This window comes from Trichococcus paludicola (assembly GCF_003052295.1).
Lineage (GTDB): Bacteria > Bacillota > Bacilli > Lactobacillales > Aerococcaceae > Trichococcus > Trichococcus paludicola.
Genome location: NZ_QBLC01000004.1, coordinates 36,847 through 51,797, shown reverse-complemented (window position 1 = coordinate 51,797; position 14,951 = coordinate 36,847). Strand labels below are relative to the sequence as shown.

The window sequence follows — 14,951 nt, the reverse complement described above, 5'->3', positions numbered from 1 at the left end:
ACTTTTTTGAAAAATGGAAATATAATAAAAGTTTCCGGACCTTTAGTTATGGCGGAAGGAATGGAAGAAGCGAACATCCAAGATATTTGCCGCGTCGGCGAATTAGGATTGATCGGGGAAATCATCGAGATGCGTAATGATGTCGCATCCATTCAAGTTTATGAGGAGACTTCCGGTATTGGTCCTGGAGAACCGGTAATCACAACAGGGGAAGCTTTGTCGGTCGAATTGGGACCAGGGATCCTGTCGCAGATGTTTGACGGAATCCAGCGCCCTTTGCATACGTTCCGTGAAATTACTCAAAGTAACTATTTGGTGCGTGGGACGGATATCCCACCATTGAAGAGAGAAAACGTCTGGGAATTCAAAGCCACGAAGAAAGTCGGCGATCACGTCATAGCCGGTGATATTGTCGGTACCGTGCAGGAGACGAAAGTCATCGAGCACCGGATCATGGTTCCTTACGGCATCTCCGGTAAGCTGACTGCCATCCAGGATGGCAGCTACACCTTGGATGACACGGCCTATGTCATCGAAACGGAAGATGGCCCGAAAGAATTGACTATGCTGCAAAGATGGCCAGTCCGTCGCGGACGTCCATTCAAGCAAAAAATGAACCCGCACACGCCGATGGTTACCGGCCAACGGGTCATCGATACGTTCTTCCCGATCACAAAAGGTGGAGCAGCTGCTGTTCCGGGACCTTTCGGAGCAGGGAAAACCGTCGTACAGCACCAAATCGCAAAATACAGTGATGTGGATATCGTAATTTACGTCGGTTGCGGCGAACGCGGTAATGAAATGACGGACGTATTGAATGAATTTCCGGAATTGATCGATCCGAATACGGGCGAATCATTGATGGAGCGTACGATCCTTATCGCCAACACCTCCAACATGCCGGTTGCGGCGCGTGAAGCATCCATCTATACAGGCATCACGATCGCGGAATATTTCCGTGACATGGGTTACAGTGTAGCAATCATGGCTGACTCGACATCCCGTTGGGCAGAAGCTTTGCGCGAAATGTCGGGCCGTCTGGAAGAGATGCCTGGTGATGAAGGCTATCCAGCCTACCTAGGAAGCCGTGTAGCAGAGTATTACGAACGGGCAGGACGAGTATTGGCTTTAGGGTCGGAAGATCGTGAAGGAAGCATTACGGCCATTGGAGCGGTATCGCCTCCTGGTGGTGACACATCTGAACCGGTAACCCAAAATACATTGCGCGTCGTTAAAGTTTTCTGGGCGCTGGATGCCACGTTGGCACAAAAAAGACATTTCCCATCCATGAACTGGCTGACTTCCTATTCCCTTTACAATACCGAAGTCGGGGAATATCTGAATAATGCCTTACAGACGAAATGGTCTGAAATGGTTCAGCATGCGATGAACCTTCTGCAGGAAGAATCGGAATTGGAAGAAATCGTCCGTTTGGTCGGTATCGAATCCTTGTCCGAAAAAGACCGCATGACAATGGCGGTCGCGGAATCGTTGCGTGAGGACTATCTGCAACAGAACGCTTTCGATGATGTCGATACGTACACTTCCCGCAACAAGCAATTGGCGATGCTGGACATGATTCTGGACTTCGAAACAGAAGCCCGTGAAGCGATGCGTTTAGGCGCGTACTTCAATGAAATCATCGAAGGCACAGTTGCATTGCGCGATCGGATCGCAAGAAGTAAATATATCAGGGAAGAAGACCTTGCCGAAATGAAAAACATCAAGGCAGACATGAAGCAAAGATTGCATGAAATCGTTGCGGAAGGAGGGATGACGCACCATGCTTAAGGAATATAAAACAGTAACCGAAGTTGTAGGCCCGTTGATGATTGTAGAGCAGATTGAGGGAGTCAAATTCGACGAATTGGTTGAAATCCAAATGCAAAACGGCGAAATCCGCCATGGTCAAGTTTTGGAAGTCAGCAAAGATAAAGCGATGGTGCAGATTTTTGAAGGCCCAAGCGGGATCAACATCAAAGACACCAAAGTCCGTTTCCGTGGAAAACCACTTTCCATAGCTGTTTCTGAGGATATGGTAGGCCGTGTGTTCGATGGGATGGGCAATCCGATTGATGGCGGCCCGGAAATCATCCCGGAAATGAACTTGGATGTGAATGGACAGGCAATCAACCCTGTAGCGCGTGACTATCCGGATGAGTTCATCCAAACAGGTATTTCCGCCATCGACCATCTGAACACACTCGTAAGAGGGCAGAAACTTCCTGTATTCTCCGGCTCAGGTTTGCCGCATAAAGAATTAGCTGCACAAATCGCCCGTCAAGCGACGGTTTTGAACAGCGATGAAAAATTTGCGGTTGTATTTGCAGCCATGGGAATCACTTTTGAAGAAAAAGAATATTTCATGGAAGATTTCCGCAAGACAGGGGCGATCGATCGCTCCGTCATGTTCATCAACTTGGCGAACGATCCGGCCATCGAACGGATTGCCACACCAAAAATGGCTTTGACGGTCGCGGAATATTTGGCCTACGAAAAGGACATGCATGTCCTGGTCATCATGACTGACATGACCAACTATTGTGAGGCTTTGCGTGAAATTTCGGCAGCCCGCCGTGAAGTGCCTGGTCGCCGTGGTTATCCAGGGTATTTGTACACAAACCTTGCCGCATTATATGAGCGTGCAGGCCGCATCATCGGCAAAAAAGGCTCGGTGACTCAAATCCCGATCCTTTCCATGCCTGAGGATGACATTACGCATCCGATCCCTGATTTGACCGGGTACATCACTGAAGGCCAGATCATCCTTTCGCGTGAGTTGAACAACTCTGGCTTCAAGCCACCGATCAACGTGCTGCCTTCGCTTTCCCGTCTGAAGGACAAAGGTACTGGTGAAGGCAAGACAAGAAAAGACCATGCTCCGACCATGAACCAGTTGTTTGCGGCTTACGCAAAAGGAAAACAGGCAAAAGAATTGGCCGTCATCCTAGGGGAGTCCGCCTTGTCCAAGACAGACAAACTGTATGTGCAGTTCACGAAACGATTCGAAGAAGAATACATCAATCAGGGATTCTATACGAACCGCACGATCGAAGAGACTTTGGCTTTGGGTTGGGAACTGTTGTCCATCTTGCCGGTAACCGAACTTAAGAGAATCAAGAGCGATATGATCGATGAGTTTATGCCGAAGGGAGAGTGATCGTCCATGGCTAGATTGAATGTGAAGCCTACCCGGATGGAACTATCCAATTTGAAATCGCGTCTGGTGCTGTCCACCCGTGGCCATAAACTGCTGAAGGATAAGCAAGATGAACTGATGCGTCAATTCATCTTGCTTATCCGCGAAAACAACCTCCTGAGGGACGAAGTCGAAAAAGAACTGACCGCCTCCATGCGTTCTTTCGTGGTAGCGAAGTCGCTTCTGAATGAGGCTTTCATCGAAGAATTGTTCGCCGTACCCGCTACTGCGGTTGAATTGGACATCCAAGAAAAAAATATCATGAGTGTCGTCGTTCCCCAAATGAACTTTTCGATAGCCAACAAAGACGAAAAATCAACGGATTTGCAGTACGGCTACGTAAACTCAAACGGTGAACTGGATGATGCGATCAAAAAGATCGAAGATATCCTTCCGAAATTGCTTAAATTATCGGAAATCGAAAAAACCTGCCAACTTCTTGCCGATGAGATCGAAAAGACAAGAAGGCGCGTAAATGCATTGGAATACAAAATGATTCCGCAGTTGCAGGAGACGATCCGTTACATTCAAATGAAACTCGAGGAGAACGAGCGATCCAGCATTGTCAGAATGATGAAAGTCAAAGACATGGGCGCTTCATGATGCCGCAGAACAAGACAGGGATATCCTTGTCTTGTTCTTTTTTGTCTTTCCGTCGCTGAAAACGGTAACTAACAAAATGTTGGCGGAAGACTCCAGTAAAGGTTTTAACCTTGACGAAATTGTGTTAAACTATGAAATAATAAACAGAACGCCGCATTAGGCTGTACGATGCTGTAAAAATATAATTGGATGGTGGGCATTAAATGACAGAAAAAGGATTGTTGATTGTCTTATCCGGACCTTCGGGAGTAGGCAAAGGGACTGTGAGACAAGCAATTTTTTCTCGTGGTGAACGGGAGTTCATATATTCAATTTCCGCTACGACCCGCAAAGCGCGCGAAGGGGAAGTGGATGGCAAAGATTATTTCTTCAAGGAAAGAGAAGAATTCGAGAGAATGATCGCCGATAATGAACTGTTGGAATATACCGAGTATGTAGGTAATTACTATGGTACGCCAATCGACTATGTAAGAAGAACGTTGGACACGGGAAAAGATATTTTTCTGGAGATCGAAGTTCAAGGTGCCATGCAAGTGAAGGAACGGATGCCTGAAGGGATATTCATCTTCTTGACGCCTCCTGATATGACGGAACTGGAATCACGGATCGTAAATCGCGGTACGGATGAGTCTCCGATCATCAAGCAAAGAATGGAAAAGGCTATTGAAGAGCTCAGTTTGATGCGTTATTATGATTATGCGGTAGAAAACGACACAGTAGAGAATGCGGTACAGAAAGTGCTTGGCATCATCCAAAGCGAACACTTGAAAGTTTCACGGATTCTGGATACCATCTGTGCGGATGAAAGGGAGTAAAATATTATGATGTTATATCCTTCGATCGATAAATTGTTGGAGCAAGTGGATTCAAAATATTCAATGGTCATTCTTTCAAGCAAAAGAGCGCACCAATTACATGATCGCTCCGAACCTTTATTGGACACTTACCAGTCATTCAAGAATGTCGGACGTGCGCTGGAAGAAGTAGTTGCCGGCGAATTGGAAATCGATCCGAAATCCATCATCCCTGAAAGATAACAGAATAGGAATGAAAAAAGACTACTGTTTTTGAACTTCAAAATCAGTAGTTTTATTTTTTTGATGCCGAAAACTCCGACAAGACTTTATCGGCATAATTTAGTAATATAGTTGTTAGAAAAAGAAGGGGAGGGCTTTATTTGCAAATTGCAAAAGTGATTGTCGATATACCTGCAATGCAGACCAATCGTCCCTTTGATTATGCGATCCCTCCTGCTATGGAGCACAAATTAGGCAAAGGCATGCGCGTTGAGGTGCCTTTCAACAAACGCATCATCCAAGGGTTCATAACGGAAATTTCTGATTATACAGATTTTGAAGGGGAACTGAAGGAAATAATCCAACCTTTGGATATCGAGCCGGCTTTGACCGAAGAGCTGCTTCTGTTGGGCGAGGAAATGGCGGAAACCGTTTATGCCTATCGGATCCATTGTTACCAGACAATGTTGCCGCCTTTGATGAAGGCGAAGTACGAAAAAGAAATAGAGATTGTCGATGAATTGGATGAGGAGACTTTCTACGGACTTTTTCAAGGGAAAAGCAAAATGAGTTGGGAAAATGCCGTCGATCAAGGCATTTTGCCGCAACTGATCGAATTGAAGCGAGCCGGGAAGATTGAAGTCAATTACATCCTCAAAAACCAGGCGAAAGCAAAAATGGTGCAGGTTTATTATTCCGATCTGGAAATGGATAGTCTGGAAGACGCATACCGCAGCCTGAAAAAATCGGCCAAGCAACAGCAAGCCTTGTTGGCGGCAATCATGTCCATGAACGGAACACCGTTGACGTCCAAGGAATACAAGGACCAATTCGATATCGCTTCAGGCACGATCCGGAACGGAGTGGAAAAGGGATGGTTAAAAGCAGCGGACCGGGAAATACTCCGGGATCCTTTTAAGGATAGGCTGTTCAAAAAAACGGAAGCGATGGCCCTTTCGGATGAACAAATGGTAGCTTTTCAGACGATCGGTGCCAGCATCAAGGAAGAACGGCATGCGGTTTTTCTGCTGCAAGGCGTTACTGGAAGCGGAAAGACCGAAGTCTACCTTCAATTGATCGCTGAAGTGATCAAACAAGGCAAGACTGCCTTGATGCTCGTCCCCGAAATCGCTTTGACTCCGCAGATGGTCAACCACTTCAAGAGCCGTTTTGGAGACCGCGTGGCAGTGATGCACAGTGCGTTGTCGTCGGGGGAGAAATACGACGAGTGGCGCAAAATCCACCGCGGCGACGCCGATGTCGTAGTTGGCGCGCGTTCTTCCATTTTTGCTCCGGTTGAAAATATCGGCATCATCATTATGGATGAAGAGCACGAGAGCACCTACAAACAGGACGAAAATCCGAAGTATCATGCCCGGAATATAGCGATTTGGCGCGGGCAGCATAACCATTGCCCGGTTGTCCTGGGAAGCGCGACGCCTTCGCTGGAGTCGCGGGCCAGGGCACAAAAAAAAGTCTACACATTGGTCGAATTGAAAGGACGCTTCAATCAACGCGCGCTGCCCCAAGTCGAAATTGTCGATATGCGTGATGAATTCAAAGCGAACAACCGCAGCAGTTTTTCCATGGTCCTGCAGGAAAAAATCACGGACCGTCTTCAGAAGAAACAGCAAATTGTGCTGATGCTGAACAAAAGAGGCTATTCCTCTTTCATCATGTGCCGGGATTGCGGTTTCGTCCTCGAGTGCCCGAATTGCGACATCAGTCTGACTTTGCATATGGACAGCAAAACGATGAAGTGCCATTACTGCGGCCATGAAGAAGAAATACCCAATACTTGTCCCAAATGTAAGGGACACAATTTCCGTTATTACGGAACGGGAACCCAAAAAATCGAGGAAGAACTGCAGGCGCTCTTCCCGGATGCACGCATTTTGCGTATGGATGTGGATACCACCCGTAAGAAAGGCGGCCATGAAGCTATCCTGTCTGCATTCGGAAAAGGAGAGGCCGACATCCTGCTGGGCACACAGATGATCGCAAAAGGATTGGACTTTCCCAACATCACGTTGGTCGGCGTCATCAATGCCGATACTTCATTGGGGCTGCCGGATTTCCGCTCTTCGGAAAGGACGTTCCAGCTGCTGACCCAAGTCAGTGGCCGCGCAGGTCGTGCGGAGTTGTCCGGGGAGGTGGTCGTGCAGTCCTATAATCCGGATCATTACGCCATCCTTTTTGCCCAACAGCACAATTACGAAGGCTTTTACCGTACCGAGATGGCGCTGCGGCATAAAGCGGGTTATCCGCCTTATTTTTATACCGCGCTCATAACGGTAAGCAACCCTGACGAAAAAAAAGCCCAGAAGAAAATTTATGAAATCCATGAAATCCTTCAAAAAAAGCTTGAGGCTGACACGATCATGCTCGGGCCATCCAAAGGGTCCATCGCGAGAGTGAACAATCGCTATTATTTTCAGATATTAGTGAAATACAAACAGGAAACCAAACTACATCCGGCATTGAAACAGATATTGGATGAGTCACAAAAAGAAAATGCACGTGGTCTCTACATTTCGATCGATTCAGAACCGGTCAATTTCTTCTAGGAGGTATATAAATGAAAAAAATCATTTTTATGGGCACCCCGGAATTTTCAGTGCCCATTTTAGAGGCTTTATTGCAGCATGATTATGATGTGATCGCAGTTGTCACACAACCGGACCGTCCGGTTGGCAGAAAGAAACTGTTGACGCCTTCCCCAGTGAAGGAAGCCGCATTGAAGCACGGTCTGCCGGTCTATCAGCCGGAAAAAATTTCCGGTTCACCAGAAATGGCTGAACTGATTGCCTTGGAGCCGGATCTGATTGTGACAGCGGCCTATGGACAATTCCTGCCGGTCAAGCTGCTGAACGCTCCCCGTTTCCGCTCCATCAATGTGCATGCTTCTTTGTTGCCGAAATATCGCGGGGGCGCTCCTGTCCATTACGCCATCATCAATGGGGAAAAAGAAACAGGAGTCTCCATCATGTACATGGAGAAAAAAATGGATGCCGGGGCTGTGTTGGCGCAGGAAGCCATACCCATCACCGAGGCAGATGATGTCGGAACGATGTTCTTGAAGTTGAGCGAATTGGGCAAAAATCTTTTGATCGAAACATTGCCTGAATTTTTCCAAGGCAAACTCGTGGCAGCAGAACAGGATGAGTCCGTAGCCACCTTTTCGCCGAACATCAAACGCGAAGAGGAACGCATCGATTGGTCCAAAACGGCCGCACAAGTGGCTTGCCAAGTCCGAGGCATGCGTCCGTGGCCAGTGGCGCACACGCTCTTGGACGGGCAAAGGATCAAAGTATGGGCTGGACAGGCTGTCGAGCTGACCACTGCTGATGAACCCGGCACGGTGTTTGCAACAGACAAGGAAGCTCTGTATGTGGCATGCGGGGAGCGCACTGTCTTCAAAATGACGGAACTCCAACCTGCCGGGAAAAAACGCATGTCAGCGGCGGACTACTTGCGGGGCAGCGCCTGCGAAATCCAAGAAGGTACAAGGTTCGAAACGGATGGACAATAAACTCAAAAACAAAATCAAGCACACAGTCCGTTATCTGGCTGTCGATATATTGGAAAGCGTAGAGAATGAAGGCGCGTATTCCAATCTGCTGCTGAACAAAGTCATCCAAGCCGAGAAATTATCACCGAAAGATGCCGGCTTGTTGACTGAAATCGTCTATGGTGTCATCCAGCGAAAAATGACTTTGGATTATGGCCTTTCGGCATACATCAAGGATCCCAAAAAACAACTTTCTTGGGTGACTAATTTATTGCGCGTCTCTGCTTATCAGATGGTCTATTTGACGAAGGTTCCGGATCATGCCGTCCTTTTCGATGCGGCTGAGATAGCGAAAGCTAAAGGCCATACGGGCATCGCCAGTTATGTGAATGGCGTCCTGCGGAATGTGCAGCGGAATGGGCTGCGGGACTGGAAAACGATCAGCAACGCTAAGAAACGCATCAGTGTAGGGGCGAGCATGCCGAAATGGCTTGTCGCCTATTTCATCGAAAAAATCGGCATCGAGGAAACCGAAAAAATGGCGTTTTCCTTATTGGAAGATCCCTTCGTATCGGTTCGATTGCAGTCGCAGGCAATGTCCCGGGAAGAGGCGATTGCGCTGTTGCAAGCAGATGGTTTCGATGTGGTCCCAAGTCCGATTTCAGCTTCGGGCATCCGGATTCACGGCGGGAAAATCGTTGACTCCCCGCTGTTCAAAGAGGGCATCCTTACGATTCAGGACGAATCGAGCCAGTTGGTCGCGCCGGTAGGAGAGCTGGAAAAGGATTTTCTGGTTTTGGACAGTTGTGCCGCACCGGGTGGGAAGACGACGCACATGGCCAGTTATCTCTCGGCTTCGGAAAACGGCAAAGTCATCGCCTTGGATATGTATGAGCACAAGATAAGCCTAATCAACCAAAATGCCGAGCGTCTGCACGTAGCCGATCGCATCGAAACCCGCGTGATGGATGCCAAAGAAGCAGGCACAGCATTTGCACCGGAGTCCTTTGATGCCATCTTCGTGGATGCACCCTGTTCTGGGTTGGGTTTGATGCGCAGAAAGCCGGAAATCAAATATGTGAAAAATATGCAGGACTTTTTGGACTTGCATCAAGAGCAACTTTTGATACTGGACTCCGTCAGTTCCCTGTTAAAAAAAGGTGGACGTTTGGTATACAGTACATGTACACTAACTAAAGAAGAGAATCAAATGACTGTCCAGACATTCATTGAAAATCATGCCGAATTTGCAATCGTCCCGATACACTCCGATTCTTTGGATAAAAAATCTTTCACTCCTGAAGGATTTGTGCAGATATATCCGCATGATTATGGAACTGATGGATTCTTCATCAGCTGTATGGTAAAAAGGTAAATGATTAAGAAAGAATTGAGGGGAAAGAATGCAGATAGCCTTCAAAAGTGATAGAGGCAAAAATAGAGCAATCAATCAAGATTATGTAAGTTATTTCGTGAATGAAGCCCAGCAATCGCTCATGATCGTATGCGATGGCATGGGTGGCCATAAGGCTGGTGATGTCGCCAGCGAAATGGGGGTATCCCACCTGGGTGCAGCTTGGAAGGGATCCCGTTTCACGAATAGCGAAGAATTGTCCCGTTGGCTGATCGCCAACATCCAGCGCGTCAATGATCTGGTTTTTCAAAAATCATTGGATTACAGTGACCTGGATGGAATGGGGACGACCTTGGTGGCTGCGGCCATCGTAGGCAAGGAAATCATTATTGCCAATATCGGCGACAGTCGGGCTTATGTCTACAGAAATTATAAACTCCGTCAAATCACGGAAGACCATTCCTTGGTGAATGAATTCATCAAGTCAGGGGAAATAACCCCGGAAGAAGCGCAGCATCATCCAAGAAAGAACATTTTGACGCGTTCCTTGGGTGTTTCCAGGAAACTGGATATCGATATCATGGCCATGCCGCTTGTGCAGGGTGATTTGTTGCTTCTTTGTTCCGATGGCTTGACCAACATGATGGATGATGAAGAAATTGCCCAGATGCTGAAGGAATGGCTTCCGCTTGAAGAAAAAGTCCTTTCTTTGGTCGATAAAGCGAATGCGGCTGGCGGCTTGGACAACATCACAGTACTTTTGGCTGATTTTACTGATAGAGAGGGGGAACCGATGTGGAGGCAGGAAAGAAATTAGGCGGGCGCTATAAAATCGTCCGTCATATCGGAAGCGGCGGGATGGCGAACGTTTATCTGGGCCATGATCTGATTTTAGATCGTCCGGTCGCCATCAAAGTGTTGCGTTTTGACTTCCGTGACAATAAGGATGCCCTGCGCCGTTTTCAGCGTGAAGCCCTCTCAGCCACACAATTGATCCATCCGAACATCGTAGGTGTATATGATGTGGATGAAGAAGATGAAGTGCAATACATCGTGATGGAATTCATCGATGGCACGGATTTGAAAAAATATATCGACATTCAAGGCAGGGTTTCGCCGGAGAAGTCGATCCATATCATGCACCAAGTTTTGTCGGCTGTGGCGTTGGCCCACAAAAATCGGATCATCCATAGGGACATCAAACCACAAAATATTCTGATCGATAATCAGGACCGCATCAAAATTACCGATTTCGGAATTGCTGTTGCACTATCGGAAACATCGATCACCCAGACGAATACGCTATTGGGCTCCGTCCATTACTTGTCTCCAGAGCAAGCCAGAGGAAGTATGGCCACTTCAAAATCAGACATCTACGCTTTAGGAGTTGTCCTGTACGAATTGCTTAGCGGGGCGGTCCCATTCGATGGAGAATCAGCTGTCAGCGTCGCCCTGAAGCATTTTCAGGAACCGATGCCTTTCATTCGGGAGAATCATCCGGAGATCCCTCAAAGTTTGGAAAATGTCATCATGAAGGCCACGGCGAAAGAACCTCTAGATCGTTACGCCACCTGTGAAGAAATGATGGCGGATCTCGATACTTGCTTGAATGAGGAGCGCTTGCACGAAGCACCTTTTATGCCAGTGTCGCTGTTGCAGGAAACAAAAGTACTCACACCTTTATCAGCTGAAGTCGTAGCCAAAGCGGACAGCGATAAAACGATTGTTTCACCTCCAACAACCGTGAAAGCTGAACCGATCCACGAATACGAATCAGGGCGGGAGGTCGCTGGAGGCAAGAAAAAACGAAAGAAATGGACATTCGTTCTCTTCGTGGTGTTGCTGCTGAGTCTGATTACCAGCTTTTTCTTCTTCTTTTACAATAACCAGGAAGCAGATGCAGTGACTGTGCCGGATGTGTCCGATATGGATCAAGCCAGTGCACGGCTTGCATTGGAAGATGCGGGATTGGTATTGGGGAATATAACGGAAGAATACAGCGATGAAGTCGAAGAAGATGCTGTCATTGAAACGTCGCCGAAAATCGGTGCATCCGTTAAAGCCGGTGATGAAATCGACCTGGTCATCAGTCTGGGCGAGGAATTGTTCACGCTTCTCGACTATGAAGGGCAAGAATATGACAGTGTTCTGGAAGACTTGCGTAAAGAAGGCTTTACGATCGAAAGGACACATGAATTCAGCAGCGAAGTCGCTGAAGGCGACATCATCAGCCAGAGCTTAGAGCCTGGCGCGGAAGTGAAACCAAGCGAAACTACGCTGTCATTTCTGGTGAGTGACGGAAATGAATCCTATACTATGCGCGATCTATCGGGATATACGAGAAAGAGCGTCGAGGATTATGCAGGACAATACGGGCTCGCGTTGACGGTCACTGAAGCTTATTCAGATACGATTGCAGCAGGCTTGGTCGTAAGCCAAAGTCTTGCAGGCGGGTCTCCATTTGTATCTGGGGATGCCTTGAATGTGGTGATTTCGATAGGTCCTGAAGAGCCGCAAGTGGTTTCCTTCAGCCGTACCATCACGATTCCCTATCTCGCGGCAGCCGCACCGCAACCCGCTTCTGAGAGCAGCAACAGTCAAGGCAGCGAAAATGCCAACAGCAATGCGGCCGTCAGTAGTTCCACCAACGAACCCAACCACATCGTCATTTATGTGCAGGACGAAGATCATGTCCTCAGTGACGTTTTCCGTGAGTTCGATATAGCAGCGGATGAGGTCGTGACATTGAATTTCCGTATTCTGGAAGGCAACTCAGCTTCTTACCGGATCGAAAGAGATGGCGAAGTCATCAACGAAGCTTCGGAACTTAAACAATAGAAATATATAGGCTACAAAAATGACAAACATCAAAATGGTTTGTCATTTTTTTGTAGAACAGTGTAGAATAGAGAGAAAGAACTAAACTAGGAGGCGTTGTCGATTTGCAAAAAGGACAAGTCAGGAAAGCAATAAGCGGATTTTATTATATATATGTGGACGGTCAAACGTATCAGACGAGAGGAAGAGGGAACTTCCGCGTGAAAAACATGGCTCCGCTTATTGGGGATTTTGTCGATTTCGAAAGTGACAACTTAACGGAGGGTGTTCTGTTGGACATCTACCCAAGGAAAAATGAATTGATTCGTCCGACTGTGGCGAATGTCGATTTTGGCGTCATTGTGATGTCGGCGATCGAACCCGATTTTTCTTCCTATTTGGTGGATCGTTTCTTGGTTTACCTGGAAGCAAACAACATCAGTCCCATCATCTACGTTACAAAAATAGATCTGTTGGATGAAAAAGCCAAGAAGGATATGCTTCAGTACAAAACTTACTATGAATCGATCGGATACACGATGATTTTATCGGATTATCCCGAGGGAGCTTCCTCTTTGGAGGAGTTGGTTACGACCATGGGCAAAGGGATGGCTGTGTTTATGGGCCAATCCGGTGCCGGGAAATCCACATTGTTGAATCAATTGATGCCCGAATTGGATTTGCTGACAGGCGAAATTTCGACCGCCTTGGGTAGGGGTCGCCATACGACGCGGCATGTCGAGTTGCATCCTGTTGGGGAGGCTCTGATTGCCGATACACCCGGTTTCAGCACAATCGACTTGATCGACATTGAAGCGGTCGATCTGCCTTCTTTTTTCCCGGATTTTGAAGCGCTACGCGATCAATGCCGATTCGGCGGTTGCATGCACATCAATGAGCCGAATTGCCGGGTGAAAGAGGCAGTTGCCTCCGGAGAGGTTGCCCCGTACAGGTACGAACACTATCTGCAGTTCCATGAGGAAATCGTCGGACGCAAACCGATGTACATAAAAAAAAATAAGAGATAAGGTGTGTGTGAAAATGAAAATTGCTCCATCCATATTAAGTGCTGATTTCGCGAATTTAGAGCGGGACGTCAAGTTGGTCGAACAAGCTGGCGCCGATTATATCCACATCGATGCCATGGACGGCCAATTCGTCGCAAATTTGACGTTGGGTCCAAATGTTGTTCAGGCAATCCGTCCGCACACAAAATTACCGTTGGATTGCCATTTGATGGTAAACACACCCGAAAATCTGATCCCGGCCTTCGCCAGGGCCGGCGCCGACATCATCACGATTCATGCAGAAGCCACTGCCCACATCCATGGGGCGATCCAGATGATCAAAAATGAAAACATTGCAGCGGGCGTCGTCATCAATCCGGGCACAAGCGTAGATGTCATCAAACCTGTTTTGGGCGATGTCGATATGGTGCTCGTCATGACCGTCAACCCGGGCTTCGGAGGCCAAGGTTTCATCGAAAGCACCCTGGACAAAATCCAAGAGCTGGCTTCCTTGCGCAAAAAGCATGGCTATCATTACGAAATCGAAGTCGATGGCGGCATTACACATGAGACGATCGTCAAGTGCATTCAGGCGGGTGCGGATGTATTCGTAGCCGGTTCCTACATTTATGACGACGAAAATCCAGCAGCTGCCATCAGCCGATTGAAGGATGCTTGCCATAATGCGGTCTGAGAAAGTGGTGATTGTAGTCGGCGGAGACCAGACGGATGTCGCTGCCTTGGTCCACCGCTATTCGGAAAGCCATCGGTTGATTGGTGCGGACAGGGGAGCGTTGACGCTTGCGGAACTGCTTACCCATTTCGATGCGGCCATCGGTGATTTTGATTCCGTTAGCTCAGCAGAAATGGAAAACATCAAACTGAAAAGTCACGTCTGCCGCATTCTGCCGGCGCAAAAAGATGAAACGGATACTGAAGCCGCCATTGCCTATGCGATTGAAACGTTCAAGCCGGAGGAAATCATTCTTTTGGGTGCCTTCGGTGGGCGTTTGGACCATCTGATGAGCAATTTATGGTTGGCGTTCCATCCGCTCATGAAAGGGATGGACGGCAAAATCAGCCTAATGGATCGGCATAATACCTTGCGGTTTTACATGCCAGGCAGTTATGTGCTGGAAAAAGAAACGGATAAAAAATATTTGTCGTTCATTGGCATGACCCCAATCAAGAAATTGACCCTGACCGGAGTAGTTTATTCTTTGAATGGAAAAGATTACGATTATCCGGTAGCTTTGGTCAGCAATGAGTTTGAAGAGGCTGAGATGCACTTTTCTTTTGAATCAGGTCTTTTGGCCGTCATCCAAAGTGTTGACAAATGCAAATAAAGGAAAGGAGCCGCGATTTTGCCGGGGCCTCTTTCCTTTATTTTTTAAACTGTAATAAAAAAAGATGAGCTGGAATCATGGCGTGGTCCCGGGGCTCA

13 protein-coding genes are annotated in these 14,951 nt (G+C 47.6%); all 13 read left to right on the top strand.

Annotated elements, in window-relative coordinates; all coding sequences use genetic code 11:
- The first annotated feature begins 6 nt into the window (after positions 1-6).
- The 13 genes from C7R56_RS06845 (at position 7) to C7R56_RS06785 (ending at position 14,853) form a co-directional block, all read left to right on the top strand.
- On the top strand, positions 7-1,791 hold the full coding sequence (locus C7R56_RS06845; protein ID WP_107995828.1) for a V-type ATP synthase subunit A: 1,785 nt from the start codon (positions 7-9) through the stop codon (positions 1,789-1,791).
- Positions 1,784-3,160: a V-type ATP synthase subunit B gene (locus C7R56_RS06840; RefSeq protein WP_107995827.1), complete on the top strand. Its 1,377-nt coding sequence runs from the start codon at positions 1,784-1,786 to the stop codon at positions 3,158-3,160. The genes C7R56_RS06845 and C7R56_RS06840 overlap by 8 nt, the downstream gene beginning before the upstream one ends.
- A gap of 6 nt (positions 3,161-3,166) precedes the next feature.
- A complete protein-coding gene (locus C7R56_RS06835; RefSeq protein WP_107995826.1) occupies positions 3,167-3,802 on the top strand; it encodes a V-type ATP synthase subunit D in 636 nt (211 codons plus the stop codon).
- A 203-nt stretch (positions 3,803-4,005) separates the two neighbouring features.
- Positions 4,006-4,617: a guanylate kinase gene (gene gmk / locus C7R56_RS06830; protein ID WP_068562164.1), complete on the top strand. Its 612-nt coding sequence runs from the start codon at positions 4,006-4,008 to the stop codon at positions 4,615-4,617.
- A gap of 6 nt (positions 4,618-4,623) precedes the next feature.
- Positions 4,624-4,839 carry a DNA-directed RNA polymerase subunit omega gene (rpoZ, locus tag C7R56_RS06825; RefSeq protein WP_086628158.1) on the top strand — a complete coding sequence of 72 codons (216 nt, stop codon included), beginning with the start codon at positions 4,624-4,626 and terminating at the stop codon, positions 4,837-4,839.
- Between the two features lie 140 nt (positions 4,840-4,979).
- Entirely contained in the window at positions 4,980-7,385 is a 2,406-nt protein-coding gene (gene priA / locus C7R56_RS06820; RefSeq protein WP_268811290.1) for a primosomal protein N', read from the top strand.
- Between the two features lie 11 nt (positions 7,386-7,396).
- Complete coding sequence (gene fmt / locus C7R56_RS06815) at positions 7,397-8,350, top strand: methionyl-tRNA formyltransferase (RefSeq protein ID WP_107995825.1); 954 nt, start codon at positions 7,397-7,399, stop codon at positions 8,348-8,350.
- Positions 8,340-9,704 carry a 16S rRNA (cytosine(967)-C(5))-methyltransferase RsmB gene (rsmB, locus tag C7R56_RS06810; RefSeq protein WP_107995824.1) on the top strand — a complete coding sequence of 455 codons (1,365 nt, stop codon included), beginning with the start codon at positions 8,340-8,342 and terminating at the stop codon, positions 9,702-9,704. Before fmt ends, rsmB begins: the two co-directional genes overlap by 11 nt.
- A 28-nt stretch (positions 9,705-9,732) precedes the next feature.
- Complete coding sequence (locus C7R56_RS06805) at positions 9,733-10,500, top strand: Stp1/IreP family PP2C-type Ser/Thr phosphatase (RefSeq protein ID WP_107995823.1); 768 nt, start codon at positions 9,733-9,735, stop codon at positions 10,498-10,500.
- Positions 10,479-12,521 (top strand): Stk1 family PASTA domain-containing Ser/Thr kinase, encoded by a 2,043-nt coding sequence (gene pknB / locus C7R56_RS06800; RefSeq protein WP_107995822.1) that lies wholly within the window; start codon positions 10,479-10,481, stop codon positions 12,519-12,521. Before C7R56_RS06805 ends, pknB begins: the two co-directional genes overlap by 22 nt.
- 104 nt (positions 12,522-12,625) lie before the next feature.
- On the top strand, positions 12,626-13,528 hold the full coding sequence (gene rsgA / locus C7R56_RS06795; RefSeq protein WP_107995821.1) for a ribosome small subunit-dependent GTPase A: 903 nt from the start codon (positions 12,626-12,628) through the stop codon (positions 13,526-13,528).
- 13 nt (positions 13,529-13,541) lie between these two features.
- A complete protein-coding gene (gene rpe / locus C7R56_RS06790; protein WP_107996020.1) occupies positions 13,542-14,201 on the top strand; it encodes a ribulose-phosphate 3-epimerase in 660 nt (219 codons plus the stop codon).
- Entirely contained in the window at positions 14,191-14,853 is a 663-nt protein-coding gene (locus C7R56_RS06785; RefSeq protein WP_159072187.1) for a thiamine diphosphokinase, read from the top strand. The genes rpe and C7R56_RS06785 overlap by 11 nt, the downstream gene beginning before the upstream one ends.
- The last annotated feature ends 98 nt before the right edge of the window (positions 14,854-14,951 follow it).

Coding starts and splice junctions, on each gene's coding strand:
- C7R56_RS06840 (WP_107995827.1), top strand. CDS start 1,784: ATGCTTAAGGAATATAAAACAGTAACCGAAGTTGTAGGCCCGTTGATG.
- C7R56_RS06835 (WP_107995826.1), top strand. CDS start 3,167: ATGGCTAGATTGAATGTGAAGCCTACCCGGATGGAACTATCCAATTTG.
- gmk (WP_068562164.1), top strand. CDS start 4,006: ATGACAGAAAAAGGATTGTTGATTGTCTTATCCGGACCTTCGGGAGTA.
- rpoZ (WP_086628158.1), top strand. CDS start 4,624: ATGATGTTATATCCTTCGATCGATAAATTGTTGGAGCAAGTGGATTCA.
- fmt (WP_107995825.1), top strand. CDS start 7,397: ATGAAAAAAATCATTTTTATGGGCACCCCGGAATTTTCAGTGCCCATT.
- rsmB (WP_107995824.1), top strand. CDS start 8,340: ATGGACAATAAACTCAAAAACAAAATCAAGCACACAGTCCGTTATCTG.
- C7R56_RS06805 (WP_107995823.1), top strand. CDS start 9,733: ATGCAGATAGCCTTCAAAAGTGATAGAGGCAAAAATAGAGCAATCAAT.
- rpe (WP_107996020.1), top strand. CDS start 13,542: ATGAAAATTGCTCCATCCATATTAAGTGCTGATTTCGCGAATTTAGAG.
- C7R56_RS06785 (WP_159072187.1), top strand. CDS start 14,191: ATGCGGTCTGAGAAAGTGGTGATTGTAGTCGGCGGAGACCAGACGGAT.